Source organism: Roseivivax lentus (genome assembly GCF_900156805.1).
Lineage (GTDB): Bacteria > Pseudomonadota > Alphaproteobacteria > Rhodobacterales > Rhodobacteraceae > Roseivivax > Roseivivax lentus.
On sequence record NZ_FTOQ01000007.1, the window covers coordinates 60,427 to 84,314 of the forward strand.

Annotated in this window: 20 protein-coding genes; 8 read left to right on the plus strand and 12 right to left on the minus strand. The window is 67.7% G+C overall.

Annotation, left to right across the window (positions count from 1 at the left end):
* Positions 1-10 precede the first annotated feature (10 nt).
* The 6 genes from BW990_RS12625 to glpD form a co-directional block, all read right to left on the minus strand.
* Positions 11-283 carry a DUF2160 domain-containing protein gene (locus tag BW990_RS12625; protein ID WP_076448402.1) on the minus strand — a complete coding sequence of 91 codons (273 nt, stop codon included), beginning with the start codon at positions 281-283 and terminating at the stop codon, positions 11-13.
* Between the two features lie 237 nt (positions 284-520).
* Positions 521-1,390 carry a carbohydrate ABC transporter permease gene (locus BW990_RS12630; protein ID WP_407690137.1) on the minus strand — a complete coding sequence of 290 codons (870 nt, stop codon included), beginning with the start codon at positions 1,388-1,390 and terminating at the stop codon, positions 521-523.
* Between the two features lie 4 nt (positions 1,391-1,394).
* Positions 1,395-2,264, minus strand: coding sequence for a carbohydrate ABC transporter permease (locus BW990_RS12635; RefSeq protein ID WP_076448403.1), 870 nt, complete (start codon positions 2,262-2,264; stop codon positions 1,395-1,397).
* 346 nt (positions 2,265-2,610) lie between these two features.
* Positions 2,611-3,687 (minus strand): ABC transporter ATP-binding protein, encoded by a 1,077-nt coding sequence (locus BW990_RS12640; RefSeq protein WP_076448404.1) that lies wholly within the window; start codon positions 3,685-3,687, stop codon positions 2,611-2,613.
* Positions 3,688-3,699: 12 nt separating this feature from the next.
* Positions 3,700-4,788: an ABC transporter ATP-binding protein gene (locus BW990_RS12645; RefSeq protein WP_076448405.1), complete on the minus strand. Its 1,089-nt coding sequence runs from the start codon at positions 4,786-4,788 to the stop codon at positions 3,700-3,702.
* Positions 4,789-4,801: 13 nt separating this feature from the next.
* A complete protein-coding gene (gene glpD, locus BW990_RS12650; protein ID WP_076448406.1) occupies positions 4,802-6,400 on the minus strand; it encodes a glycerol-3-phosphate dehydrogenase in 1,599 nt (532 codons plus the stop codon).
* Between the two features lie 269 nt (positions 6,401-6,669).
* Here glpD and BW990_RS12655 point away from each other — a divergent pair, with 269 nt between their 5' ends.
* Complete coding sequence (locus BW990_RS12655; RefSeq protein WP_076448407.1) at positions 6,670-7,461, plus strand: DeoR/GlpR family DNA-binding transcription regulator; 792 nt, start codon at positions 6,670-6,672, stop codon at positions 7,459-7,461.
* Between the two features lie 32 nt (positions 7,462-7,493).
* Complete coding sequence (locus BW990_RS12660; RefSeq protein WP_076448408.1) at positions 7,494-8,117, plus strand: class I SAM-dependent DNA methyltransferase; 624 nt, start codon at positions 7,494-7,496, stop codon at positions 8,115-8,117.
* A gap of 9 nt (positions 8,118-8,126) precedes the next feature.
* On the opposite strand, the gene BW990_RS12665 is transcribed toward BW990_RS12660, so the two are convergent.
* The gene (locus BW990_RS12665) at positions 8,127-10,661 is read right to left on the minus strand and encodes a hybrid sensor histidine kinase/response regulator (protein ID WP_076448409.1); all 2,535 of its coding nucleotides are present in this window, start codon (positions 10,659-10,661) and stop codon (positions 8,127-8,129) included.
* A gap of 257 nt (positions 10,662-10,918) precedes the next feature.
* Here BW990_RS12665 and BW990_RS12670 point away from each other — a divergent pair, with 257 nt between their 5' ends.
* Positions 10,919-11,536 (plus strand): response regulator transcription factor, encoded by a 618-nt coding sequence (locus tag BW990_RS12670; protein WP_076448410.1) that lies wholly within the window; start codon positions 10,919-10,921, stop codon positions 11,534-11,536.
* Between the two features lie 115 nt (positions 11,537-11,651).
* On the opposite strand, the gene BW990_RS12675 is transcribed toward BW990_RS12670, so the two are convergent.
* A complete protein-coding gene (locus tag BW990_RS12675) occupies positions 11,652-12,176 on the minus strand; it encodes a putative pterin-binding protein (protein WP_083950588.1) in 525 nt (174 codons plus the stop codon).
* Positions 12,177-12,272: 96 nt separating this feature from the next.
* Complete coding sequence (locus BW990_RS21865) at positions 12,273-12,419, minus strand: hypothetical protein (RefSeq protein WP_159441647.1); 147 nt, start codon at positions 12,417-12,419, stop codon at positions 12,273-12,275.
* On the opposite strand from BW990_RS21865, the gene BW990_RS12680 reads away from it, so the two are divergent.
* The 4 genes from BW990_RS12680 to BW990_RS12695 all read left to right on the plus strand — a co-directional run bounded on the left by BW990_RS12680 (position 12,418) and on the right by BW990_RS12695 (position 17,622).
* Positions 12,418-13,371: a response regulator gene (locus BW990_RS12680; protein WP_076448411.1), complete on the plus strand. Its 954-nt coding sequence runs from the start codon at positions 12,418-12,420 to the stop codon at positions 13,369-13,371. The two genes, BW990_RS21865 and BW990_RS12680, sit on opposite strands and share 2 nt — an antisense overlap.
* A gap of 306 nt (positions 13,372-13,677) precedes the next feature.
* Positions 13,678-15,270, plus strand: coding sequence for a hypothetical protein (locus tag BW990_RS21870; RefSeq protein ID WP_076448412.1), 1,593 nt, complete (start codon positions 13,678-13,680; stop codon positions 15,268-15,270).
* Between the two features lie 112 nt (positions 15,271-15,382).
* Positions 15,383-16,402, plus strand: a complete 1,020-nt coding sequence (locus BW990_RS12690) for a phosphotransferase (RefSeq protein ID WP_076448413.1) — start codon at positions 15,383-15,385, stop codon at positions 16,400-16,402.
* A 14-nt stretch (positions 16,403-16,416) separates the two neighbouring features.
* The gene (locus tag BW990_RS12695; RefSeq protein ID WP_076448414.1) at positions 16,417-17,622 is read left to right on the plus strand and encodes a GNAT family N-acetyltransferase; all 1,206 of its coding nucleotides are present in this window, start codon (positions 16,417-16,419) and stop codon (positions 17,620-17,622) included.
* Positions 17,623-17,721: 99 nt separating this feature from the next.
* Here BW990_RS12695 and BW990_RS12700 read toward each other — a convergent pair whose 3' ends face one another.
* Together BW990_RS12700 and BW990_RS12705 are read right to left on the minus strand one after the other, a co-directional pair.
* Positions 17,722-20,097, minus strand: coding sequence for a YbcC family protein (locus BW990_RS12700; protein ID WP_076448415.1), 2,376 nt, complete (start codon positions 20,095-20,097; stop codon positions 17,722-17,724).
* Positions 20,098-20,120: 23 nt separating this feature from the next.
* Complete coding sequence (locus tag BW990_RS12705; protein WP_076448416.1) at positions 20,121-21,686, minus strand: proton-conducting transporter transmembrane domain-containing protein; 1,566 nt, start codon at positions 21,684-21,686, stop codon at positions 20,121-20,123.
* A gap of 107 nt (positions 21,687-21,793) precedes the next feature.
* Here BW990_RS12705 and BW990_RS12710 point away from each other — a divergent pair, with 107 nt between their 5' ends.
* The gene (locus BW990_RS12710) at positions 21,794-22,690 is read left to right on the plus strand and encodes a LysR family transcriptional regulator (protein ID WP_076448417.1); all 897 of its coding nucleotides are present in this window, start codon (positions 21,794-21,796) and stop codon (positions 22,688-22,690) included.
* On the opposite strand, the gene pobA is transcribed toward BW990_RS12710, so the two are convergent.
* Positions 22,663-23,850, minus strand: a complete 1,188-nt coding sequence (gene pobA / locus BW990_RS12715; RefSeq protein WP_076448418.1) for a 4-hydroxybenzoate 3-monooxygenase — start codon at positions 23,848-23,850, stop codon at positions 22,663-22,665. The two genes, BW990_RS12710 and pobA, sit on opposite strands and share 28 nt — an antisense overlap.
* Positions 23,851-23,888 lie beyond the last annotated feature (38 nt).

The window sequence follows — 23,888 nt, forward strand, 5'->3', positions numbered from 1 at the left end:
GGAGCCTCACCTAGACCCAGCGGAAGACCGCCGCGGCATAGATCAGGCAGACGATGAGGGCGAAGGGTTGGTTCGCCCCGATCAGTCCGAGCCAGGCCAGGTTGATGAAGGCCGAGCCCAGAAGGGTGATGAAAAGCCGGTCGCCCCGCGTGGTCTCGATGCGCAGGATGCCCACGCGCGGGGTTTCGGGAAACTTGATCGCGAGGATCGTGAAGGTGACCAGAAGGCCTGCGATGACCATGAAGAAGATCGCCGTGGGCCAGGTCCATGCCATCCATGCCATGTCAAAGGGTCTCCTTTTGCAACGGGTTGAACGGGGCACTTAGGCGCGGAACAAGGCCGGAGGCCGCCGCGCCAGCGCTGGACCGGCCCGACGGTCCGGCGCTCTGGGGCCGCTTGCACGCCGCTCGGGCAGCAGAGGTCCGTGGCCGGTATAAAGCGGCGACCTCGGCGGTTGCAGCGCCGAACCCCGGTCCAGCGCTGGCGCGGCTCCGCGCGTGGGGGAAAGCGTCGCGCCTCATCACACCCGCCCCAAGGCGAAGCCCTTCGCGATGTAGTTGCGCACGAAGTAGATCACGAGCGCGCCCGGCACGATGGTCAGAACCCCGGCCGCCGCCAGCACGCCCCAGTCGATGCCCGCGGCCCCTTGTGTCCGCGTCATGATCGCCGCGATGGGCTTCGCGTCCACCGTGGTCAGCGTCCGCGACAGAAGCAGCTCCACCCAGGAGAACATGAAGCAGAAGAACGCGGCCACGCCGATGCCCGAGGCGATCAGCGGCATGAAGATCTTCACGAAGAACCGCCCGAAGGAATAGCCGTCGAGATAGGCGGTCTCGTCGATCTCCTTCGGCACGCCGCGCATGAAGCCTTCGAGGATCCACACCGCGAGCGGCACGTTGAAGAGGCAATGCGCCAGCGCCACGGCGATATGCGTGTCGAACAGCCCGACCGATGAATAGAGCTGGAAGAAGGGCAGGGCGAAGACCGCCGGCGGGGCCATCCGGTTCGTCAGGAGCCAGAAGAACAGGTGCTTGTCGCCCATGAAGTGATAGCGCGAGAAGGCATAGGCCGCGGGCAGCGCCACGGCGAGGCTGATCACCGTGTTCATCACCACGTAGATGAGCGAGTTCACGTAACCCAGATACCAGGCCGGATCGGTGAGGATCGTGGCGTAATTCTCCAGCGTCAGGTTGTTCGGCCAGAGCGTGAAGGTGTTCAGGATCTCGGTGTTTGTCTTCAGGCTCATGTTCAGAAGCCAGTAGATCGGCAGCAGCAGGAAGGTGAGATAGAGCGTCATCACCACCGCACGGCTGTTGATCGACACGCGCGGGCGGCGGTTCGAGCCCTGCGCGGTCAGCTTGCCGGGGATCTGGTCGGTCGCATCGGTCACAGGTTCAGCCCTCCCGCTTATCGAGGTTGGTCATGACGGTGTAGAACACCCAGGAGATCAGCAGGATCACGAGGAAATACATGATCGAGAACGCCGCCGCCGGGCCGAGGTCGAACTGACCGAGCGCCATCTTCACGAGGTCGATCGACAGAAGCGTGGTGGCGTTGCCGGGTCCGCCGCCGGTGACCACGAAGGGCTCGGTATAGATCATGAAGCTGTCCATGAAGCGCAGGAGGATGGCGATCATCAGCACGCCCATCATCTTCGGCAGCTCAATGTAGCGGAACACCTTCCAGCGCGACGCCTGGTCGATCTTGGCGGCCTGGTAATAGGCATCCGGGATCGACTTGAGCCCCGCGAAGGCCAGAAGCGCCACGAGCGAGGTCCAGTGCCAGACATCCATGACGATGATCGTGACCCAGGCCGCGAAGATATCCTGCGTGTAGTTGTAGCTTATCCCGAGCGCATCGAGCGTGTGGCCGAGAAGGCCGATATCGACGCGGCCGAAGATCTGCCAGATCGTGCCCACCACGTTCCACGGAATGAGCAGCGGCAGCGACATCATCACGAGGCAGAAGGACGACCAGAAGCCCGATTTCGGCATATTGAGCGCCACGAAGATGCCGAGCGGGATCTCGATGGCAAGGATGATGCCCGAGAACATGAGCTGGCGCTGCAGCGCGTCCCACATGCGTTCGTCCTCGAGCATCTCCTCGAACCATTCGAGCCCGGCCCAGAAGAACTGGTTGTTCCCGAAGGTGTCCTGCACCGAGTAGTTCACCACGGTCATCAGCGGGATCACCGCCGAGAAGGCGACGAGGACCAGCACCGGGAGGACGAGGAACCAGGCTTTCTGATTGACGGTCTTTTCCATCACGGGGCCTTTCGGGAAATCGTTTGAATGGCGACACGCGGAGCGTTGCGTGCCGGGGCTGCGCCGGGCCGGTGCTCTGGCGCTGACCGGGGTGAGGGATGCGCTTTATCCCGCCACGCCATTGCGTTTGAGGAGCGGTGCGCTGTCGGCATCATTGCGCCAGACCGTCCGGGACTGGTCCGGCGAAGGCCCGGCACCTTCGGTGCTGTTCGGGCCAGGCACTTTACTCGGCCCGGTCCAGCGCCGGCGCGGCTCGTCCTCCGGTCGAACGAAGCGCCGTCATCCTCGGGCGTGACCCGAGGATCTCCCGCCGCCCCGACGCGCGGATAATCAAGGAACGCCCACATCACGCCGCTGCCCCCTGCACGCGCCAATCGTTGGCATAGACGTTCACATGGGCCGGATCGAACACCACGCGGTTCATATCCGCGCCGACCACATCATCCTCGCCGGCGATGATGTTGATATCGCTGCCGAAGAACTCCGCCCGGATGATCTTGTGCCGGCCCACATCCTCGACCCGGCGCACCTTCACCGGCAGCCCCTCATCAGCTGAAAGCCGCACGAATTCGGGCCGCACACCCAGCTCGACCTTGCCCTCGAGCGGGCCGTAGCCTGCCCCCAGAGGCACTTCGGAGCCTTCCACATAGGCCGTGCGCCCCTCGACCTTCGCGGGGATCACGTTCATGCCCGGCGAGCCGATGAAATAGCCCACGAAGGTGTGCTCGGGCCGCTCGAACAGCTCGTCGGGCGTGCCGATCTGCACGACGCGCCCGTCATACATGACCACCACCTTGTCGGCGAAGGTCAGCGCCTCGGTCTGGTCGTGGGTGACGTAGATCATGGTGTGGCCGAACTCGTGATGCAGCTTCTTCAGCTGGGTTCGAAGCTCCCACTTCATATGCGGGTCGATCACCGTCAGCGGCTCGTCGAAGAGAAGCGCGTTCACGTCCTTGCGTACCATGCCGCGCCCGAGCGAGATCTTCTGCTTGGCATCGGCGGTCAGCCCGCGTGCCTTGCGGTCGAGCATGTCCTCCATGTCGATCATGCGCCCGATTTCCTGCACGCGCTCGGCGATATAGGCCTCGTCATTGCCGCGATTGCGCAGCGGGAAGGCGAGGTTGTCGCGCACCGTCATGGTGTCGTAGACCACCGGGAACTGGAAGACTTGGGCGATGTTGCGCTCGGCGGTCGCCTGATGCGTCACGTCGCGGTCGTTGAAGAGAATGCGCCCCTGGCTCGGCTGCAGAAGCCCCGAGATGATGTTGAGAAGCGTGGATTTGCCGCAGCCCGAGGAGCCCAGAAGCGCATAGGCGGCGCCGTCCTCCCAATCGTGATTGAGCTCCTTCAGCGCGAAATCGTCCTCGCTGCCGGGATTGGGCAGATAGGAATGGGCGAGGTTGTCGAGGGTGATCTTGGCCATGTCTCTCTCTCCTCAAGCCGCAAGCGCGTAGGCGGCGGGCGCGATCAGCGCGCCGTCCTCGCCGAAGACATAGACATGCCGGGGATCGAGATAGACCGACAGATCCGCCCCCAGCTCGAGATGGTGAATGCCGTGGATCAAGCCGACCCATCGTTGTCCCTGATGGTCGAGATGCACGAAGGTCTCCGATCCGGTCAGCTCGGTCACAACGAGCCGCGTGGTGAATTTCATCGCGTCTTCGGCATGTTTGCCGAGCTCCAGATGATTGGGCCGGAACCCGGCGGTGAACCGTCCGTCTGGCAACTCGGCGAGCTTGCCGCGGGCCGGGGCGCTTTGGCCGTCGCCGAACATCAGCTTCGATCCGGTCTTCGAGACCGGCAGGAAATTCATCGGCGGGTCCGAGAAGACCCGCGCGGTGGTGGCATCCACCGGCTGGCGATAGACATGGGGCGTTGGGCCGAACTGCGTCACCCGGCCCTCCCACAAGGTCGCGGTATTGCCCCCAAGAAGCAGCGCCTCCTCGGGCTCGGTCGTGGCATAGACGAAGATCGAGCCGGATTTCTCGAAGATCTTCGGGATCTCCACGCGCAATTCCTCGCGCAGCTTGTAATCGAGGTTCGCCAGCGGCTCATCGAGCAGAACGAGCCCTGCATTCTTCACCAGCGCCCGCGCAAGCGCGCAGCGCTGCTGCTGGCCGCCGGACAATTCCAGCGGCTTGCGGTCGAGCATCGGCGTCAGCTGCATCAATTCGGCGGTCTCGCGCACGCGGCGGTCGATCTCGGCGGCGTCCACGCCCATCAGCTTCATCGGCGAGGCGACGTTGTCGTAGACCGTCATCGAGGGGTAGTTGATGAATTGCTGGTAGACCATGGCGACCTTGCGGTCCTGCACGCGCTGGCCGGTCACGTCCTGCCCCTGCCAGAAGATCTGCCCCGTGGCCGGCACGTCGAGCCCCGCCATGAGCCGCATCAGCGAGGTCTTGCCCGACGAGGTCGGCCCCAGCAGGACGTTCATCGTGCCTTTTTCCAGCGTCAGATCGGTGGGGTAGATATGCGTCTGGCCCTCGACCGTCTTCGATACGCCTTTGAGTTCGAGCGTCATCGCCTGTGTCCTCTCATTCCGCCGCGCGCGCGTGACCGTGATGCGCTTGGGCCATGAAGGCGTCGAGCGCGGCAATATCCTGTTCCGTCATGCGAAGGCCGAGTTTGCTGCGCCGCCAGACGACGTCCTCCGCAGTCTGAGCGTATTCGCGCGCCATGAGCCAGCGAATTTCGGCTTCCGTGAGGTCCGCGCCGAAGCTTTTCCCAAGTGCTCCGGCGTCCTTGGCGTCGCCCAGGACCTCCGCGGCCTCGGTGCCGTAGGCGCGCACGAGACGGCGGGCCCAGCGATCGGTCAGGAACGGGTAGCGGGCCTTCAGCGCCTCGATCCGGGCGGTCACGCCATCCACCGGAAAGTCCCCGCCGGGCAGGGGCACGCCCGCGGTCCACGGGCCCTTGGCCACGGAAAGATGGGCGCCGATCTTCTCGAGCGCGGCCTCGGCCAGCCGGCGATAGGTGGTGATCTTGCCGCCGAAGACGTTGAGCATCGGCGCGCCGCCATCGGCATCGACCTTGAGCGTGTAGTCGCGGGTGGCCGCCGTCGCGCTGGAGGCCCCGTCGTCATAGAGCGGCCGGACGCCCGAATAGGTCCAGACGATGTCGTTCGGGGTGATCTCGCGCTTGAAATACTGGTTGGAGAAGTCGATCAGGTAGCGTTGCTCGGCTTCCGTCGCGACCGGCTTTTCGGCGGGATCGGCATGTTCGGCATCGGTGGTGCCGATCAGGGTGAAATCGGTCTCGTAGGGAATGGCGAATATAATCCGCCCGTCGGTGCCCTGGAAGAAGTAGCACTTGTCGTGATCGTAGAGCTTGCGGGTCACGATATGGCTGCCGCGCACCAGCCGCACGCCTTCGCGGGTGTTGAGCCGCACCTTGGTCTGGATGATGTCGCCGACCCAGGGCCCGCCCGCATTGACCAGCATCCGGGCGTGATGCACCCGCACGGGGCCGTTTTCGTTTTCTTGCGTTTTGATCTGCCACAGATCGTCCGCGCGCTCGGCGCTCAGAACCTTCGTGCGGGTCAGGATCTCGGCGCCGCGCGCTTCGGCGTCGCGGGCATTCAGCACGACGAGGCGCGAATCCTCTATCCAGCAATCGGAATATTCGAACGCCTGCTCGAAGCGATCCTCGAGCGGCGCGCCCTCGGGAACGCCCGTCAGATCGAGGGTCGACGTGCCCGGCAGGATCTTCCGCCCGCCGAGAGTGTCGTACATGAAAAGCCCCAGCCGAATGAGCCAGGCCGGGCGGCGCCCCTTCATCCAGGGCATCACCACCGACAGCAGTTTCGAGGTCGGCGTCTCACTCTCGAACCGCATATCCTTATGATAAGGAAGCACGAATCGCATCGGCCAGCTGATATGCGGCATCGCGCGCAACAGCGTCTCGCGCTCGATCAGCCCTTCGCGGACCAGCCGGAATTCGAAATATTCGAGGTAGCGCAGACCGCCATGGAACAGCTTCGTCGAGGCAGAGGAGGTGGCGGAGGCCAGATCGTTCATCTCGGCCAGCGTGACGGACAGACCCCGGCCAGCCGCATCCCGAGCGATGCCGCATCCGTTGATGCCGCCGCCGATGATGAACAAATCGCTGATATCCGTATCTGGCCGCTGGGCCATGCCGCTCCTCCCAAAACAACAGGCAGGAAGATCGTCGCAAACCGGCATGCGGCAATCAAGCTCTTTTTCGTTTATTTTCGCTTTTGCTGATTTTTCTTGATTTTGTCGGCAGCGTCCGAACAATCCTGACACGGGACGTAATGCCTCAATTCTGGTCAGGTGTCTCAAAAACAGGCGGAAAAGCGAATCGCTTCCGGGTCCGGGGCCCGGCGCGCCATCCACTCACCGCGCGGCAGATGCGTGCCAAGCGAACGAAAACGAAAGCCACGATGTCCCAGACATTCCGGCATAGCGAGATCATCGACATCGCCCGGCGCGACGGGCGCGTCACCGTCGAGGGGCTCGCCGCGCATTTCGGCGTGACGCTGCAGACCATCCGGCGCGACCTTTCGGATCTGGCCGAGGCGGGGCGGCTCGACCGGGTGCATGGCGGCGCCGTGCTGCCGTCGGGCATCACCAATATCGGCTACGAGGAGCGCCGCGCGCTCAATACCGATGCCAAGACGGCCATCGCCGCGGCCTGCGCCGCCGAGATCCCCGACAACATCTCGATCTTTCTCAATATCGGCACCTCGACCGAGGCCGTCGCCCATGCGCTGGGCCAGCATGCGAACCTGCTCGTCGTGACCAACAACATGAACGTGGCCAATATCCTCGCCGCGAACGAAGGCTGCGAAGTCGTGGTGACGGGCGGCAGACTGAGACGCTCCGATGGCGGGCTGGTGGGCAACCTCGCGGCCGAGACGATCCGCAAGTTCAAGTTCGACCTTGCGGTGATCGGCTGCTCGGCGCTGAGCGAAGAGGGCGATCTTCTGGACTTCGACATCGAGGAGGTGGGCGTCAGCCAGACCATCCTCGCGCAGACCCGGCGCACCTTCCTGGTGGCCGATCGGTCGAAATTCACCCGCTCCGCGCCCGCGCTGATCGCCACGCTGGCTGAGATCGACACCTTCTTCACCGACGCCGTTCTGCCCGATGCGCTGGCCCGAAGCTGCGCGGAGTGGGAGACCGGCGTCGTCGTGGCCCCGCCTGGCGGGGGCTTGCCCCAGCCCGGGTCCTGACTAGGCTGGTCGGGCAGGAGAAGGGGAGCGCCATGTCCGACACACATCTCGACCGGGTCTACGGGGCGCGCACGCGCGACGAGGCGCGCGCCGCCTATGACGATTGGGCGGAGCGTTACGAGCGCGATCTCTGCGCGATGGGCTACCGCTTGCCGGCGGCCTTCGCGGCGGTCTTCGCGGCTTATGTGCCGCGCGGTGCGGGGCCCATCCTAGACGCGGGCTGCGGCGGCGGCATCCAGTCCGAGCCGCTGGCGCTTCTGGGGTATGGTCCGCTGATCGGCATCGACCTTTCCGAAGGCATGCTGGCCGTGGCCGAGGGCAAGGGTCTCTACGCGGAGCTGCGCGCGATGGCGCTGGGCGGACGGCTCGATTTCCCGGACGATCATTTCGCCGCGACCTTCGCCTGCGGATGCATCTCGCCGGGCCACGCGCCGGCCTCGTCCTTCGACGATCTGATCCGGGTGACGCGTCCGGGAGGGCTCGTGCTATTCTCGCTGCGCGCCGATGCGGGGCAGGACCCGGACTTCCCCGGCGCGGTCGCGCGGCTGGAGTCGGCCGGGCTCTGGCGCGAGGTCTTCTCGACGGCCCCGTTCCAGTCGATGCCTTACGGCGAGCCCGAGATCACCCACCGCGTGCATGTCTACGAAGTGCTCTGAAGGGGCGTCTCAGGCGCCTGCGCGGCGTGGCGCCGCCTGACGGATATCGTCGGGGCAATCCTGCGCGACGAGCCTCTGTAGGCGGATGACGAGGCGCCGGAACGCACCGGCATCGCCCTCCACAGCGGCTTCCTCGATGGCGATGAGCGCATCGCGCAGCGCGACGTGCTCCAGCGCGGCGGCGGTGCCTGCGATCTTGTGGCAACGCGCATCGACGCCCGGGGTTGTGGGATCGGCCTGCGACAACCAATCGGCGAGGTCGGCCACTTCGGCAGAGAGCGCGGCGTGCAGCTTTGCGACCGTCGCCTCGGAAGGGCCCGAGGGGCGCGCGTGCTGCGGGGCGGGTGCGGGATCCGAGACGGCGGGATCGAGGATCGCGCCGGTGATCGCCGCATGCAGCGCGTCCCGGGTGAAGGGTTTCTCGAGAAAGCCCTGCAGGCCCGCCGCGGCGAAGCGCGCCTGGTTGCGCGCCAGCACGTTGGCCGAGAGCGCCAAGATCGGCGAGCCCGCCGACGGACCTTCCGAGGCATGGATGCGGCGCGCGGCCTCCAGGCCGTCCATGACCGGCATCGCGATATCCATCAGGATCAGGTCGAAGCGCCGTGCCATGGCCATGGCGACCCCGGCCTGTCCGTCGGCGACCGTCACCGGGCGATGCCCCAGCGTCTCCAGCATCTCGCGCACGAGGTCGCGGTTGATGTCGTTATCCTCGACCACGAGGATGTCGAGCGGCCCCGGCGCTGCGTTGGGGGCCACATCCCTGGCCTCCCGGGGCGCGCCGTCGGCGGGGGCCGCCGCGCGCGGCAGCGTCAGACGCAGCCAGAAGACGCTGCCCACGCCCGGCGTGCTTTCCGCGCCGATCTCGCCGCCGAGGCTTTCGGTCAGGCGCCGCGCGATGGCAAGGCCGAGCCCGGTGCCGCCGGTCTTGCGCCGGTAGCTCGTATCGACGGTGGTGAAATCGTCGAACACCGTCTCTAGCGCCGCCTCCTCGATGCCGATCCCGGTGTCGATCACCCGCATTTCCACCGCGACCTGCCCCGGATCGGGTGCCTCGGGCAGCGCCTCGGCCTCGATGGTGACCTGGCCCGCCTCGGTGAACTTGATCGCGTTGCCCACGAGATTGAGCAGGATCTGCTCGAGCGGCACGGGATCGACCGAGACCCAGCCGACCGGCGCGCCGATCCAGTGCCAGGAAAGCTGCGTGCCGCGCGCCAAGGCCGCGCTGCTCTGCCCGTCCACCACGTCCTGCAGAAGCTGGCCCAGATGCACCGGCTCGGCGGGGCGGGGGGATGGCTGCGCCTCGAGTCTTGTGAGGTCCATCACCGCATCCACCTGCCGCATCAGGATATCGCCCGAGATGGCCATGTTGCGGGAATAGCGCGTCTGATCCTCCGACATTTCTGTGGTCTGCATCAGGTTCAGATTGCCCAGAAGGCCGGTGAGCGGCGTGCGGATCTCGTGCGTCATCACGGCAAGGAAGTCGGACTTGGCCTTCTCGCCCGCAACCGCCTGGTCATGGGCCTCAACAAGCTCGCGCGCCGCCGCGACGCTTTCGGAGATATCGCTTACCGAGCAGATGAAGATGTCCTCGCCGCCCGCTTCGGCGCGGGCGAGTGCGATCTCGATGGGAAAGGCGGTGCCATCGGGGCGCAGGCCTTCCATGGTCAATTGCCCGCGTCCGGCGAGATCCTGCAGGCGCAGGGTGCCGCCAGCGTCGCCCTTTCCGGGCCCTTCGCGCAGGAAACGCGTAAAGCGCAGCGTTGTCACCTCGGCGGCGGAGCGGCCGAACATGGCCTCGGCAGCGGCGTTGAATTGCAGGATACGGCCATGACGGTCGGCGACGACGATGCCGTCATGGGTGGTGTCGAGAATGGTGTTGAGCCGGGTATTGGCCGCGCCCAGCAACCGGCTGCGCTCCTGCAGCCGGTCCGTGATCCGGCGCAGCAGCACCAGCATCAACGCCATCGCCAGGATGAGTGCGGTGGTCAGCAGCGCCACCCGGCTGAGCGTCAGCGCGATCCTGTCGCGCCGCGCCTCGGAATTGGCGGCGAACACGCTCAGGCCCGATATTGCAAGCGCGCGCACCGCCGTGCGCAATTCTTCGAGCTGCGGCGGCCAGTTCCGGATCTCCGCGCGCAACACCGTGTCGGGGCCGTCGATGAGCGGAACGGCGGTGTCCAGAAATCCGCGCAGCTCGGCCAGCGCCGCGGCGAAATCGGGCTGCGCGCGCAGCGACGCGAATTGCGCGCTGACCTCGAGCGTGGCCACGCGGCTGTAGAAAATGTCGAACTCGGTGCGCACCTGCTCCAGCTCGCGGGTGCGCCCAAGCGCCACCAGGTAGGATTCGCGGCGGAATTCCTGGAACTCGATTTCGGCCTGGGACAGCGTCCAGAGCATGTTGTCGGTCGAGGCCGAGCGCAGCAGGCGCAGATCGCGCACCACATCCTGCACCATCACCGCGATCAGCGGCAGACAGACTGCAGCCAGCAGGACGAGGCCCGCAATGCCGCGTTTCGCGAGGAATCTTGAAATATCGAGTGCCATACACGCCGCGTCGGAAAATCGCCCCGAGCATAGCCGAAAGGATCTGCGCGACCAGAAAATTCCATCCTGTTGGCAAGCGGTTGTGGGGCTGTGGTGCGCCGCGCCGGGCCGTTTGGCCGCCGTGCCCCGGGCGCCGCACCTGTCGTGACGTGACGCTATGACATCTACCAAGTCTTGCCTTGAAGGGGATAGTATTGCATCCCGAGCGCCTCATCGGGCGGTCGGTGCCCGAATGTCTGGAACACCGGAGCCCTCATGTGCGCGTGCTGATTGCCGATGACCACGACCTTTTGCGCGACACGCTCGTCGCCTATCTCGCGGGTGAAGAGGGCGTCGAGGCCGAACAGGCCGCCTCCTACGACGAGGTCCGCACACGGGTCACAGAGGGTCCGCGCTTCGATCTGATCCTGCTCGATTTCCGGATGCCGGGCATGAAGGGCCTCGCGAGCCTCGCCGAGGCGATGACGCTGAGCGGCGGCGGTCAGCGTGTCGCGCTGATGTCGGGCGAGGCGTCGCGCGCGGTGGCGGAAGAGGCGCTGGGCATGGGGGCTGCGGGGTTCATCCCGAAGACGCTTGGCGCGCAATCGCTGGTGCGGGCGATCAAGTTCATGGCGATGGGCGAGCAATACGCGCCGATCGACTTCCTGACCGCCGACGCGCCGGCGCCCGGCCATCCGCTGGCCGAGACGCTGACTCCGCGCGAGCGGGACGTGCTGAGAGGTGTCGTCGCCGGCAAGTCCAACAAGGAAATCGCCCGCGACCTCGCGATCTCGGAGCCGACGGTCAAGCTTCACATGAAGACGTTATTCCGCAAGCTCGACGTGCGCAACCGCACCCAGGCGGCGCTGCTCGCCCGCGAGGCGCAGATCGACTGAGGGTGCTTGGCCCCAGCAGCTCGTATTTCTGACTCCATGCTGATCGGGTGGCGTGCTTCAGCGGCGCCCGCCTGAGGAGGCTCGACGCCGCTTGCCCGGCCGCGCGGATCGCGTGTCAGGGCAGGACGTGGATGCGGTCCAATTGCCAGATGCTGCGGGCATAGATCACTTCCGACCGGAATTGCGTGCCCGAGTCGAAGGGATAGACCAGCCAGAGCGGCCCCTTCTGCCGTCGTGAAATCGGACTGCCGTCGATGGCGAAGGCCAGGATCGCCGCCTGCGAGGTCGGATCGTCGAGCGGGATCTCGATGGCGTAATCGTTGATCGCCGTGGCCCTTATCGTGCCTTGGTCGACGCCGAGCCGTGCCATCAGCGCCTGCAGCGGCACGCCGGTGAAGCTTTGCGTACCTTCGGTCCAGATCGTGGAGGTTTCGAAGGTCTCGGTGCCGACTGCCTGCAGCATGTCCAGATCGAAATGTGCCGCGTCTTCGGCGTTCGTCGTGTCAATTGCGCCGGTCACCGTCAGAAGGACGGGACCCTCGGGCACGGGCAGGTCGTTGGCCGCGACAGGGGCGGGATGCCAGAACGCGGCGAGACCGAGCGCGGCAATGCAGAGGATGAGGCGGGCTAAAGAATTCATGGTTAACCAATTTGAGTTTACTTCGGGAAGGGCAGTATGCGGCACCAGAAATGGCAGAAAACAAGCGCGTTAACATCGGCGCGAATGGATCGTGAACTATACTTTGGGATAGTCGGCGTGAAATGCGCGAATATGCGCCTGTTTAAGCGGATTCTTCATGGAAGCGGCGGCAAAGTGTCCAACCTTCGCCGCATTCCCGGGGCCTTTTGACGCCTGATTTTTGCGCAAAAGGGGCAGCGACATGCGAATACTGGCCGTCGACGACGACCCCGTTGTCCGGGACCTTCTCAAGATTTCGCTGAGCCGCGCGGGCTATTTCGACGCGGTCTTCGCCGAAAGCGGCGCGGCGGCTTTGGCCATGATGGCGGCGACCGAGCGTCCCTTCGACTGCTTCCTTCTCGACGTGAGCATGCCGAAGATGGACGGGATCGAGCTGTGCCGCCGCATCCGCGCGCTGCCGCGCTATGCCGAGACCCCGGTCATCATGATCACCCGCCTCGACAAGAGCAAATACATCACCAAGGCCTTCGATGCGGGCGCCACCGATTACATCGTGAAACCCTTCGAGCAGGCCGAGATCGGCATCCGCGTTGATCTCGCACGGCGCCGGATGACCAGCCAGGCCGCCCCGGCCGCACCCGCGGGCACGGCACCGGCCAAGGATCTGCCCGCCGCGCTGTCCGACGCCTTCACCCTGCGCAAGGTGCCGGGGGCCGTCAGCTACGAGGACATGGAAAAGACGCTGCTGGGCCTGCCCAGCTTCTCGCGGTTCCGCATCTGCGTGCTCAAGATCGTCAATATCGAGGAGCTGCACGCGGAATGTCCGCTGCCGGTCTTCCGCCAGAACGTCCAGACGGTCGCGCAGATCCTGGCCGAGCTGCTCTGGGACGAGGACATGCAGATGACCTATATGGGCGGCGGCGCCATCGCCTTCGTGCTGCGCGGACCGAGCGCCGTGGATTGCCAGGCGCTGGCGGTCACGCTCAATGACTGGCTGGCGGATGCCATGTCGCCCGACGGGATCGAGCCCGTGGTCGCCGTCGCCAGCGACGGCCCGGCCCGCTACATCCCGAAGCTCGACCGCATCGCCTGCCTGACCTTCGCGCGCGAACTGGCCGACGACCTGGCCAGCGAGATCATCCTCAATGCCGGCATGCGCGCCCGGCACGTCCTGCCGCGCGTCGCCTCGAACTGAGCGTCCCGGCCTTTGGGCCCGGGGCATCCGGCCGCGCGTGATGCCCGGCCCGCTCTGCCGCAATTGGCCTGGTCTGAAGACGATTCGCCGGAACCGACGCGCGGCTCTGTTGACGCTTTGCCATCGGTGCTCGGGCGGGGTCTCCATTGATCCCGGGGCAGCGACAATGACACCCGCGAAACGGCTGAATTAAGGCAAATTATTGCAAAATTGTGGCGGTTTCCGACACTGGCTTCTCTCGGCTCCACCTGCGTTGGCGCGCAGGAACGGTGCCCGGGTCCACGGATCAATAAGGGGAATCAGGGGATGTCACTGAACAGCGGGACCGGTGCAACGGGCCATGACAGCGCCAGCACGACGCAATCCTATCACAACGGCGGGGTGGAGGGAGACTCCTTCGCCTCCTGGTACGACGAGAACCTGTCGCAGGACATGAGCGCGATGGGCGGCACGCCGTCCTCCACGCTCGATCTGTCGCAGGTGGGGACCGTCAAGATCATCAACGTGACCACCAATGCCGATGGCAGCCAGAACGGCTCCGTCGAATTCGTGGGACCGGACGGCACGCCCGTCGCATGGGGGCATTTCTCGGATGTGGACCAGATCATCCTGCCCGACCCGGCCGTGGCGCAGGGCGTCGAGATCGCCAGCCTGAACGTCATCGGAGAACACGGGCCGGGCCTGCCGGTGAAAGTGTCGCTCGATCCCTACCTGGGCGAGACCACGGATCCCGAGCCGGTGCCTTCCGGCTCCGGCGAGATGATGGGCTCCGGCTCCGGCGGCACCAAGGGTAGCGGCTCGGGTGGCACGCAGGGCTCTGGCTCCGGTGGCACCAAGGGGTCCGGTTCGGGTGGCACGCAGGGCTCTGGCTCCGGTGGCACCAAGGGTAGCGGCTCGGGCGGTACGCAGGGCTCCGGCTCCGGTGGCACGAAGGGCAGCGGTTCGGGTGGGACGCAGGGCTCCGGTTCGGGCGGCACGCAGGGCTCGGGCTCGGGCGGCACGCAGGGCTCCGGTTCCGGCGGCACCAAGGGTTCCGGCTCGGGCGGTACGCAGGGCTCCGGCTCGGGTGGCACGAAGGGCTCTGGCTCCGGCGGCACCAAGGGTTCCGGCTCGGGCGGTACGCAGGGCTCCGGCTCGGGTGGCACGCAGGGGTCCGGTTCCGGCGGCACCAAGGGTAGCGGCTCGGGTGGCACGCAGGGCTCTGGCTCCGGTGGCACCAAGGGGTCCGGCTCGGGTGGCACGCAGGGCTCTGGCTCCGGTGGCACCAAGGGCTCTGGCTCCGGTGGCACGAAGGGCTCTGGCTCCGGCGGCACCAAGGGTTCCGGCTCGGGCGGTACGCAGGGCTCCGGCTCGGGTGGCACGCAGGGGTCCGGTTCCGGCGGCACCAAGGGTAGCGGCTCGGGTGGCACGCAGGGCTCTGGCTCCGGTGGCACCAAGGGCTCCGGCTCGGGTGGCACGCAGGGCTCTGGCTCCGGCGGCACGAAGGGCTCGGGCTCGGGCGGCACGCAGGGCTCCGGTTCCGGCGGCACCAAGGGCTCCGGCTCCGGCGGCACGAAGGGCTCCGGCTCGGGTGGCACCAAGGGTTCCGGCTCGGGCGGGACGCAGGGCTCCGGCTCGGGTGGCACGAAGGGCTCCGGCTCCGGCTCGGGCGGCACGCAGGGCTCCGGCTCCGGCGGCACCAAGGGCAGCGGTTCGGGTGGCACGCAGGGTTCCGGCTCGGGCGGCACTTCCGGATCGACGAGCACGACGCTCGCGGGTGGCCTGCCGGCCTTCCACGCCTATGCCGAGGATGGCGACGATTATATCAGCCTCATGAACCAGGACATCTATGCCAGCGGTGGCGGGTCCGGCGGGGCGACACATTCGGGATCGACCGCGGAGGAGTGCGACATCTTCTGAACGTGAACCGAAAACGCCGGGTCACACCGGCTGGGGCTGGGCCTGTCAGGGGTCCGGCCCCGCATCATCGCTGGGGGGCGGGCCTTCGGGCCGAAATGACGGAGAGACGACCATGTCCGACACATCGCGCAAAGCGCGCCGCGCCCGCATCCTGCGCTCGGCCGAACGGCAATTCGGCGAGCCGGTCCGCGACATCGAATATCCCGGCGGCGAAGGCCGCTCGAGCTGCCGGCTGATCTTCGCCGAGCGCAGCGTCATCGCCACTCTGCGCCCGAATTTCCGCCGCGCACATCTGGAGGCCTTCGTGCTGAAGGCGCTGTCGCGCCACAGCGCCGATGCGCCGGCCTGCCTCGGCGTCGACGGCGAGATCATCTACCAGTCCGACGTGGGCGGACGCCGCCTCAACATGGAGATCGCCAAGGTAGGCGGGGCCCGCCGTCGCGCCCTTGCGGAGGAGGCTGTCGCTGCGATCTTCCGCATCCAGCGCGCCGGTGCGACCGCCGGGCTGAACACCGCGCTGCCGCATCTCGGTGTCAACGCGGCCTGGATCGACAACCTCGCGCGCGCCCGCGCCGCGCTCGAACCCTATTCGGCGGGCCGGTCCGCATCGGTCGATCACGCGCAGCTCTGCGCTGCGGTGCAGGTGCCCGCGCGGCAATTCGTGAAATGGGATTGCCGGTCGGGCAATGCGGCCATCGGCGCGGATGACCGCCTGCGCTGGTTCGATTTCGAATATGCCGGGGTTCGCCACGGCGCCGAGGATTTCGCCTGGCTGATCGGCGACGAGGCCTGGCCGGTGCCGCCGCAGGTCATGGAGGAGATCGTGCGCGACGGGCTGATCGCCCTGCCGGAGGCGGAGCGCCGGGACTGGCTCGATTACCTCGCGGTCTACACGACGCTGCATTGCATCCAGCGCTTCAAGCTGATCGTGAAGGAGGCCAAGAAGCGCGGCTGGCTGTCCAAGACCCGGGTGCGGCGCTTCGACGACGCGGGCGTGCATCCGGAATTCGCCGCGCATCTCTGCAGCGTGGGCGCCTATTTCGGCGATCGCGTGGCGCTGACTCGGCCCATCGCGCAGGATTTCGAGGAGGCACGCCGCGTCTTCGAACAGATGATCCGACAGGCGGCGTGAGGCCGGCGATGCACATGGACCCGACACCGATCACCGCGGCCGCACCCTCCGATCCGTTCGAGGTGGAAGTCGTCCATACCGAGGCGGGCCTCAAGGCGCTCAAGGCCGCGTGGGACGATCTTTGCCTGCGCGATCCCGACGCGCATATCTTTTTGTCTTGGGCCTGGACCCGCGCGTCCTTCCATGCGGCGGGGCAGGGCTGGAGCGTGCTCGTCGTGCGCCGGGCCGGGGACGGCGGTTGCGTCGCCATCCTGCCGCTGAGCCAGCGGACCCGCTGGAGCGAGAGCGCCGGCATGGTCCAGACCGAGCTGAAGGCGGGCGGGCGCGGGCTTCTGAGCCCCTTCACCGGATTTCTGTGCGACCCCGCCGAGGAAGCCCCGGCCATCGCCGCGCTGGCGCGGTCGCTGGCGGCCATGCCCTGGGCGCGGCTGTCGCTGCTCTATGCGGCACCCGCGGCGCGGATGGATGCGCTGGCGGCGGCGCTCGAGGCCGAGGGTCTGGAGACCGCGCAGAAGCGCTACGTCGATCGCGTCACCAAGGCCGACAAGCTGACCACGCCGGTCTTCTCGCTGCCCGCGAGTTTCGGCGCGGTCTTGGATACGCTGATCCCCGGCGACCTCGCGCGGGCCTACAGCGCCTGGCGCGACAAGCGCGGCGCGCCCGAGGCCCGGCTGACGCTGGTCAAACCGGCCTCCATCGAGGCGGCGCTCACCGTGCTCGAGGCGCTTGCCGCGCGTCTCGGACCGGAGGAGGCCGACCGCATCGCCCGCGCCGCGCCGCTCTTGCGGGCCGCGGCCGCGCAGGACCTGCTGTTTCTTCCGATCCTGTGGAAGGGCAAGATGCCGGTGGCCGCAGCGGCCCATGTCTTCGACGCGGATTTCGGCGACATGATCCGGCTTTTCGCGCTCGCGCCCGAGGATGCGGCGGGGCAGGAGGCGCTGCATTTCCTGACGCTCTACGCGCTGGAATGGACCTTCGCCAATGACGGGATCGATTTCCATTTCGGGCGGGATGCGGATTCGTCCGCTGCCCTGTTGCCGACGCGCGGGGTGGAGAGCCGCTATTTGAGCGTCCGCCGCCCGGGCGCCACGCCCGAGACGGGTTTCGATCCGCGCGCGCTGGGCGATGCGCTCGGGCTGATGCGGCGCTTCATCGAGGCGGGCGAGACCGCGAAGGCGCTGGCGCTTTGTACCCAGATCGAGGAAGTCGTGCAGGGCTGAGGCTGCGAGGGCAGCTGAGCTTTGCAAAAACACCCGTATGACGGACAGAAGAAAGCCCCGGCATCGCGAAGCATGCCGGGGCTTTGATGGTCGGGCAGGTCAAGCCGCCAGCTGTTCCGCCGCCGCCCGCTTGAAGGTGCCGCCCGGCTTGTAGCGCGCCGCGACCCGGCCTTCTTCCAGCGTGAAGAGGTGCAGCCAGCCATTGTCGAACAGCGCCCGCACCCCGTCATGCCGGTCGAGCACGTCGAGGATCGCGGCCTCGGGGGCCTCGATCATCACCGACAGACGCAGCGGTTCATGCGCGAAGGCATCGCCGTCATGGATCGCCTGCCAGGGCAGGCCGGTGCGCAGCCGCCCGCCATTGCCCTGCACCACGCCGATGCCGCCGGTGACGTTGTGGATCAGCTTGTTGCCGCCGCCGAAGGCCTCGGGCGCGACCGCGGAGCCGTAATATTGCAGGCTGATCCAGCTGGCCACGACCACGGGCGCGGTCAGGATCAGCTCCAGCGTGCCGAAGCCCTCATCGGCCTGCCAGTCGTAATTGTGCAGGAAGGCCCGCCCGCCGAGGTCGATGCCCTCGGTCGCGGCGCGCGGCGCAGCGATGAAGGCGGCACAGCCCGCGAGACCCCATTCGGGCCGGATCTCGGCCCAGTTCACCGCGCGGCGGGCGATGTCGTGGGCCTTCGCGCCCGGCAGCCGCGCCGCGCGTTCGGCCCGGGTCTGCGCGCCCGCGGCCTCGAGCGCTGCGCGCGCCTTTGCGAGATCGTCCGCGTGATCCGGCGTCGCCTCTTCGGTGAAGAGGGTGACCGCATCGGTGGTGGTCTCGTGCAGGCCCGCGACAAAGAGCGTGTCTTCCGGCAGCTCGATGCCCTGGGCGGGCAGGCCCGCGCGGGTTTCGGGATCGTTCAGCAACTGCGCCAGAAGCCGCGCCGAGACCTCGCCGGTCTGCCCGCCGCAGGCGCCGCAATGATAGGCGCTGGCATGGGGGTTGTTGGTGACCTCAGCGCCGTGGCCCAGCAGCAGCACCAGCCGGGCATGGTTGTGCGTGAAGCTCATCGCCCGCAGCACTTTCGCGGCGGTCGCGGCCTTCTCCTCGGCGGAGAATTGCGTGGTGAAGCGCGGCGCGGGGTTCGCCGCGGCCTTGCCACCGCGTCCCAGCGCGTCCTTGACCAGCTTGGCGCCATAGAACGGTCCCGCCGCCTCCACGAAGGCGAAGGAGGACACGGCGGCCTGCCGGAATCGGCCCCAGGCCCGCGCGGCCCGCGCCGAGATGCGGGCGTCCTGTTCGGCCTCGGGGGGGCGGTGGCTCGTGGCCTCCACGCCGGCCTGCAGCAGCACCGGCAGATGCGCCTCGTCGAGGTCGGAGCCATGCGCGCGGTGCGACACCGGCAGGCCGAAGAAGCCCGCGAAGCCGATGGTCTCGATATCCGGGCCGGTGCCTTCGAGCGCGCGGCGGAACACCTCGGACCGCACGTCGATGCAGAAGGCCGCCTGCAGGGCGGGCCTGGTGCCGCGCGGCGTGCCGCCCATGAGCTTCATCTCGAGCTGGCGCTGATGCGCCCGCTCGGCGGCGTCCTGCAGGATCGCGTCGGCGACTTCGTCCGGCGTGGGCGTGATCGGGGCGGCATGGGCCGCCAGCGTCGCCTCCCAACGGGGGGCGATCTCCGGCACATGGGCCGACAGCGCCTCTTCCCAGATCAGCCGGATCGCCAGGAGGTCGGTCAGCGCGGTGTCGCTGCCGCCCGCAAGCTCGGCCTGCCAGAGCTGCCAGCGCGCGTGATGCGCCCAGCCGCCCAGATCGACCAGCAGCCGGTGGAAGACCGTCTCAGCGGCGTCTTCGGTGATGCCGAGCGTCTCGCAGGCGCGCAGGATGGCGCGTTCGGGCGTGTCGGGGGCGTCGGCCACATGCGCGCAGAACCCCGTGAGACCCGCGATCTCGGGGGTGAGGTCGTTCGTCGCCCAGTCGCGCCAGGCGGCGAAGGCCGACCGGCCCGGCGCCGGGGTCCAGAGCGCCTGACCCTGGTCGAAATGCCCGCCCGCCCAGAGGCCCGTGGCGCGCAGGATGAGCGCGGGCCAGTCGGTGCCCTGCGCCTCGGCGGCCAGCTCGGCCACGGTCGGAAGCGCCTTCGGGGCCGGGTGCGGCCGCTTCATCCGGGCCTTGAGCGCGGCGAGGTCGACGGGCTTCAGCGGATCGTCGCTCTCGAACAGGGCGGCGGCGAGGTCGTCGTCGCTGATCGCGCCCTTGGCGATCTCGGCGGCGTAGTCGTCGCGGCTCCGGGTCAGGCGCACGCCGGCCACCCGGGCCAGCCGGGCCGCGGCCATGGCCAAGGGCTCGCCGGTCTGGCCGAGGAAGGGATTGACCGCGACATTGGCCGAGAGGGGAAAGGCCGGCGGGATGGCGCGGCCCGCCCGCTCGGCGGCCTTGAGAAGACCCGACACCCGGGCCGGGGCGATGGTGCTGTGCTTGAGAAACATTGGGGTCGCTCCGTCTTGAGGGATCAATTAGATTTCGCGGTCCGGAAGCCACCGATCAGGCGGTCCAGCACGGCATTGAGGTAAAGCCCGTTGGCGAGATGCACGCGCAACCCCGCCGTCGCCGGGTGATGGGCCCAGAGCGGGAAGAGCGACTGCGCCAGCGCGATGAGGCCGAAGGAGAAGAGCGCAAGCACGATGAGCGCCCATTCCAGCGGTCCCGGCGCTTGCGGGGCGGGCAGATGCGCGCCCCAGAGCATGTGGGCGCCCTGCTGGAAGGTGAAATAGGCCAGTGCCGCGCCGAGCGAGGCCAGCGCCGTGCGCTGCGTCAGCGCCTTCGGCGCCTTGTCGGCCAGGCCCTGCGCCACCAGGTAGGCGACCCCGAAGATCAGCATCGCGCCGAGTGCCAGCGCCTGTGCCGATTTGGGGGCGACGAAGGCCATGAAGCCCGCGGCCACCACCCCGTAAAGCACGAGCGCCAGGACGAAGGCGCGCGCCACGGCGCCCAGATCGGGCGCGGCCACCGGGCCGGGGCGGCGCGCATCGGTCACGGCTTTGACCGCGTTGCCCGATCCGAGGAAGGCATGCGCCTTGTAGAGCGAATGGGCCACGATATGCAGCAGCGCCAGCGTCCAGAGCCCGAGGCCGCATTGCAGCAGCATGAAGCCCATCTGGCTGATCGTCGACCAGGCAAGACCGGTCTTCACCGCGCTCTGGGTCAGCATCACCGCCGCGCCGAAAAGCGCGGTCAGCCCGCCGAGGATCACGAGAGCGGCCATCGCACCGGGGCTTTCGCGCATCGGCTCGGCCATCCGGATCAGCAGGAAGCCGCCCGAGTTGATGATGCCCGCATGCAGCAGCGCAGACACCGGGGTCGGCGCCTCCATCACCTCGGTCAGCCAGCCATGCAGCGGGAAGGCCGCGGTCTTCAGCGCCGCGGTCAGCACCAAGAGCGCCACCGCGACATGCGCCGTGGCGGGCAGGCCGGTCTGGGCCGCGGCGGCGCTGATCGCCGCGAGATCGGTGGTGCCGTATGCGATCCAGAAGAGCAGGCCCGCGACGATCAGGCTTGCATCGCCGAAGCCCCAGACGAGGCTGAATTTCGCCGCCGCGCGCCGGGCTTCGGGGCGGTCGGGATAAAAGAGCAGGAGCGCCCGGAGGCCCGCGCCGATGGCGAGGAAGGCCGCGATCAGCACGATGAAGGAGCCCGATTGCACGAGCACCAGAACCGCCGCCAGCGTCGCCAGCATCAGCCCGTGAAAGGCGCCCTCGCGCGGCTCGCCGTCGAGATAGCTGCGCGAATAGCGCAGGACGATCCAGCCGACGAAGCCCACGAGCACCGCCATGGTCGCGCTCAGCGCATCGAGCCGAAGCGCCAGCAGGCCGAGCCCGCCGCCGATGCTGGCCGTCGCGGGGCCCTGCATCAGAAGCTGGACCAGCCCGAGAAGGGTCAGGCCAAGCGCCGCCAGCGCCGCGGCCTCCGCCCAGCGGGTCAGCGCACCCGGACGTGCACCCGGGGTCAGGGACGCGCGGGCAGCCACGGCCAGAAGCACCAGCGGGGCGAGGAACGAGAGCGGTAGAAGCGATGACATGGCATGTCTCCGATCAGATCTGCGGTTGAGCGAGCAGATAGCGCGGCCGCGTATTCAAGAAAAATACTTATATTGAGAGATATCGTTCTGTTTGATAGAAGGGTCGCATGTTGAACCTGCATCACCTGCGCCTCTTCCGCGCCGTGGCCCGCGATGGCACCCTGACCGGCGCGGCGCGCGGGCTGAACCTGTCGCAATCGGCGGTCTCCACCCAGATCAAGACGCTGGAGGCGGCGCTGGGCCACGCGCTGTTCGAACGACGGGGCCGGGGCCTCGTGCTGACCGAGGCGGGGCGCATCGCGCTCGATCATGCGGAGGCGATTTTCCGCACCGCCGATGACCTGACCGCGACCCTGCGCGAGACCCGGGCGGCGCGGCGGCCGCTGCGCGTCGGCGCGCTGGCCACGCTGTCGCGCAACTTCCAGATCGAGTTCCTGCGCCCGCTGATCCAGCGCCCGGACGTGGAGGTGATCCTGCGTTCGGGGCCGCAATCGGCGCTGCTGTCGGGGCTCGAGGCGCTGTCGCTCGACGTGGTGCTGACCAACCTGGCCCCGGCGCGGGACGCGGCCAGCGCCTATCTGGTGCAAAGGCTCGACGCCCAGCCGGTCAGCCTGATCGGCACGCCCGCGCGTCTGGCCCATGCGCCCGACACGCTGGAGCGGATGCTCGCCACCATGCCGCTGATCCTGCCCACGCCCGAGACGGCCTTGCGCGCGGCCTTCGATGCGCTGATCGCGCGGCTGGGGATCGCGCCGCAGATCGCGGCGGAGGCCGACGACATGGCGATGCTGCGCCTTCTCGCGCGCGAGGATGCGGGTCTCGCGGTGATCCCGCCCATCGTCGTGCGCGACGAGCTCGGATCGGGCCTTCTGGCCGAAGCGATGCGCCTCAGCGACATGGAAGAGACGTTCTACGCGGTGACGCTGCAGCGCCGCTTCCCCAACCCGCTGGTGGCCGAGCTTCTGGGCGCGGCCCCTCAGCCTTCGAGGGGAAGTCCCACGTAGTTTTCCGCGATGGCGCGCGAGGCGGCCTCGGAACTCGCGAGATAGTCGAATTCCGCGCGCTGCATCCGCGCCTCGAAGGGGCTGTGATCGGGGAAGTGGTGCATCAGCATGGACAGCTGCCACGAGAAGCGCTCGACCTTCCAGACCCGGCGCAGCACCGTCTCGGAATAGGCCTCGAGATGGGTGTCGGTGCCATCGCGGTAATGCGCGATCAGCGCGCGGGACAAGAGCCGGATATCGGCGACGGCAAGGTTCAGCCCCTTGGCCCCGGTGGGCGGCACGATATGCGCCGCATCGCCCGCGAGAAACAGGGTCCCGTAGCGCATGGGCTCGGCCACGAAGGAGCGCAGCGGCGCGATGCTTTTCTCGAAGGAGGGGCCGGTCTGCAGATGCGCGGCGGTCTCGTCCCCCAGCCGCAGGCGCAACTCGTCCCAGAAGCGGTCGTCGGACCAGTTGTCGACATGGTCGTCCAGCGAGCATTGCAGGTAGTAGCGGCTGCGCGTCCCGGACCGCATCGAGGCCAGCGCGAAGCCGCGCGCGTGATTGGCGTAGATCAATTCGTGATGCACGGGCGGTTTCTCGACCAGGATGCCGAGCCAGCCGAAGGGATAGACCCGCTCGAAGGTCTTCAGGACATCCGGCGGGATCGCCTGCCGCGAGGCGCCGCGAAAGCCGTCGCAGCCCGCCACGTAATCGCAGCGGATCTCGATCTCCTCGCCGTTTTGGACGCAAAGCACGCCGGGCTTGGCGGTCTTCAGATCGACCGGACGGACGTCGGAGACGTTGAACAGGAAGTCCTGCCCGTCGGCCATGCGCGCCTCGAACAGGTCCCGGGTCACCTCGGTCTGCCCGTAGACCGTGACCCGGCGGCCCGTCAGCCCTTTCAGGTCGATCCGGTGCCGGTCGCCGTCGAAGGCCAGATCGAAGCCGTCATGGGGCAGCCCCTCGGCATGGAGCCGCGCGGAGACACCCGCCTCTTCCAGCGCATCGACCGTGCCCTGTTCCAGCACGCCCGCGCGGATCCGCCCCTCGATATAGGCGCGGTCGCGCCGGTCGAGCACGATGGAGGCGATGCCCGCCTGCGCCAGAAGCTGCGACAGCAACAGCCCGCTCGGGCCGGAGCCGATGATGCAGACGGAGGTGGTGAGACGACGTGCCATGCGCGCGGTCCTCGTTGCGGGACGAAAGGAAGGGCAGG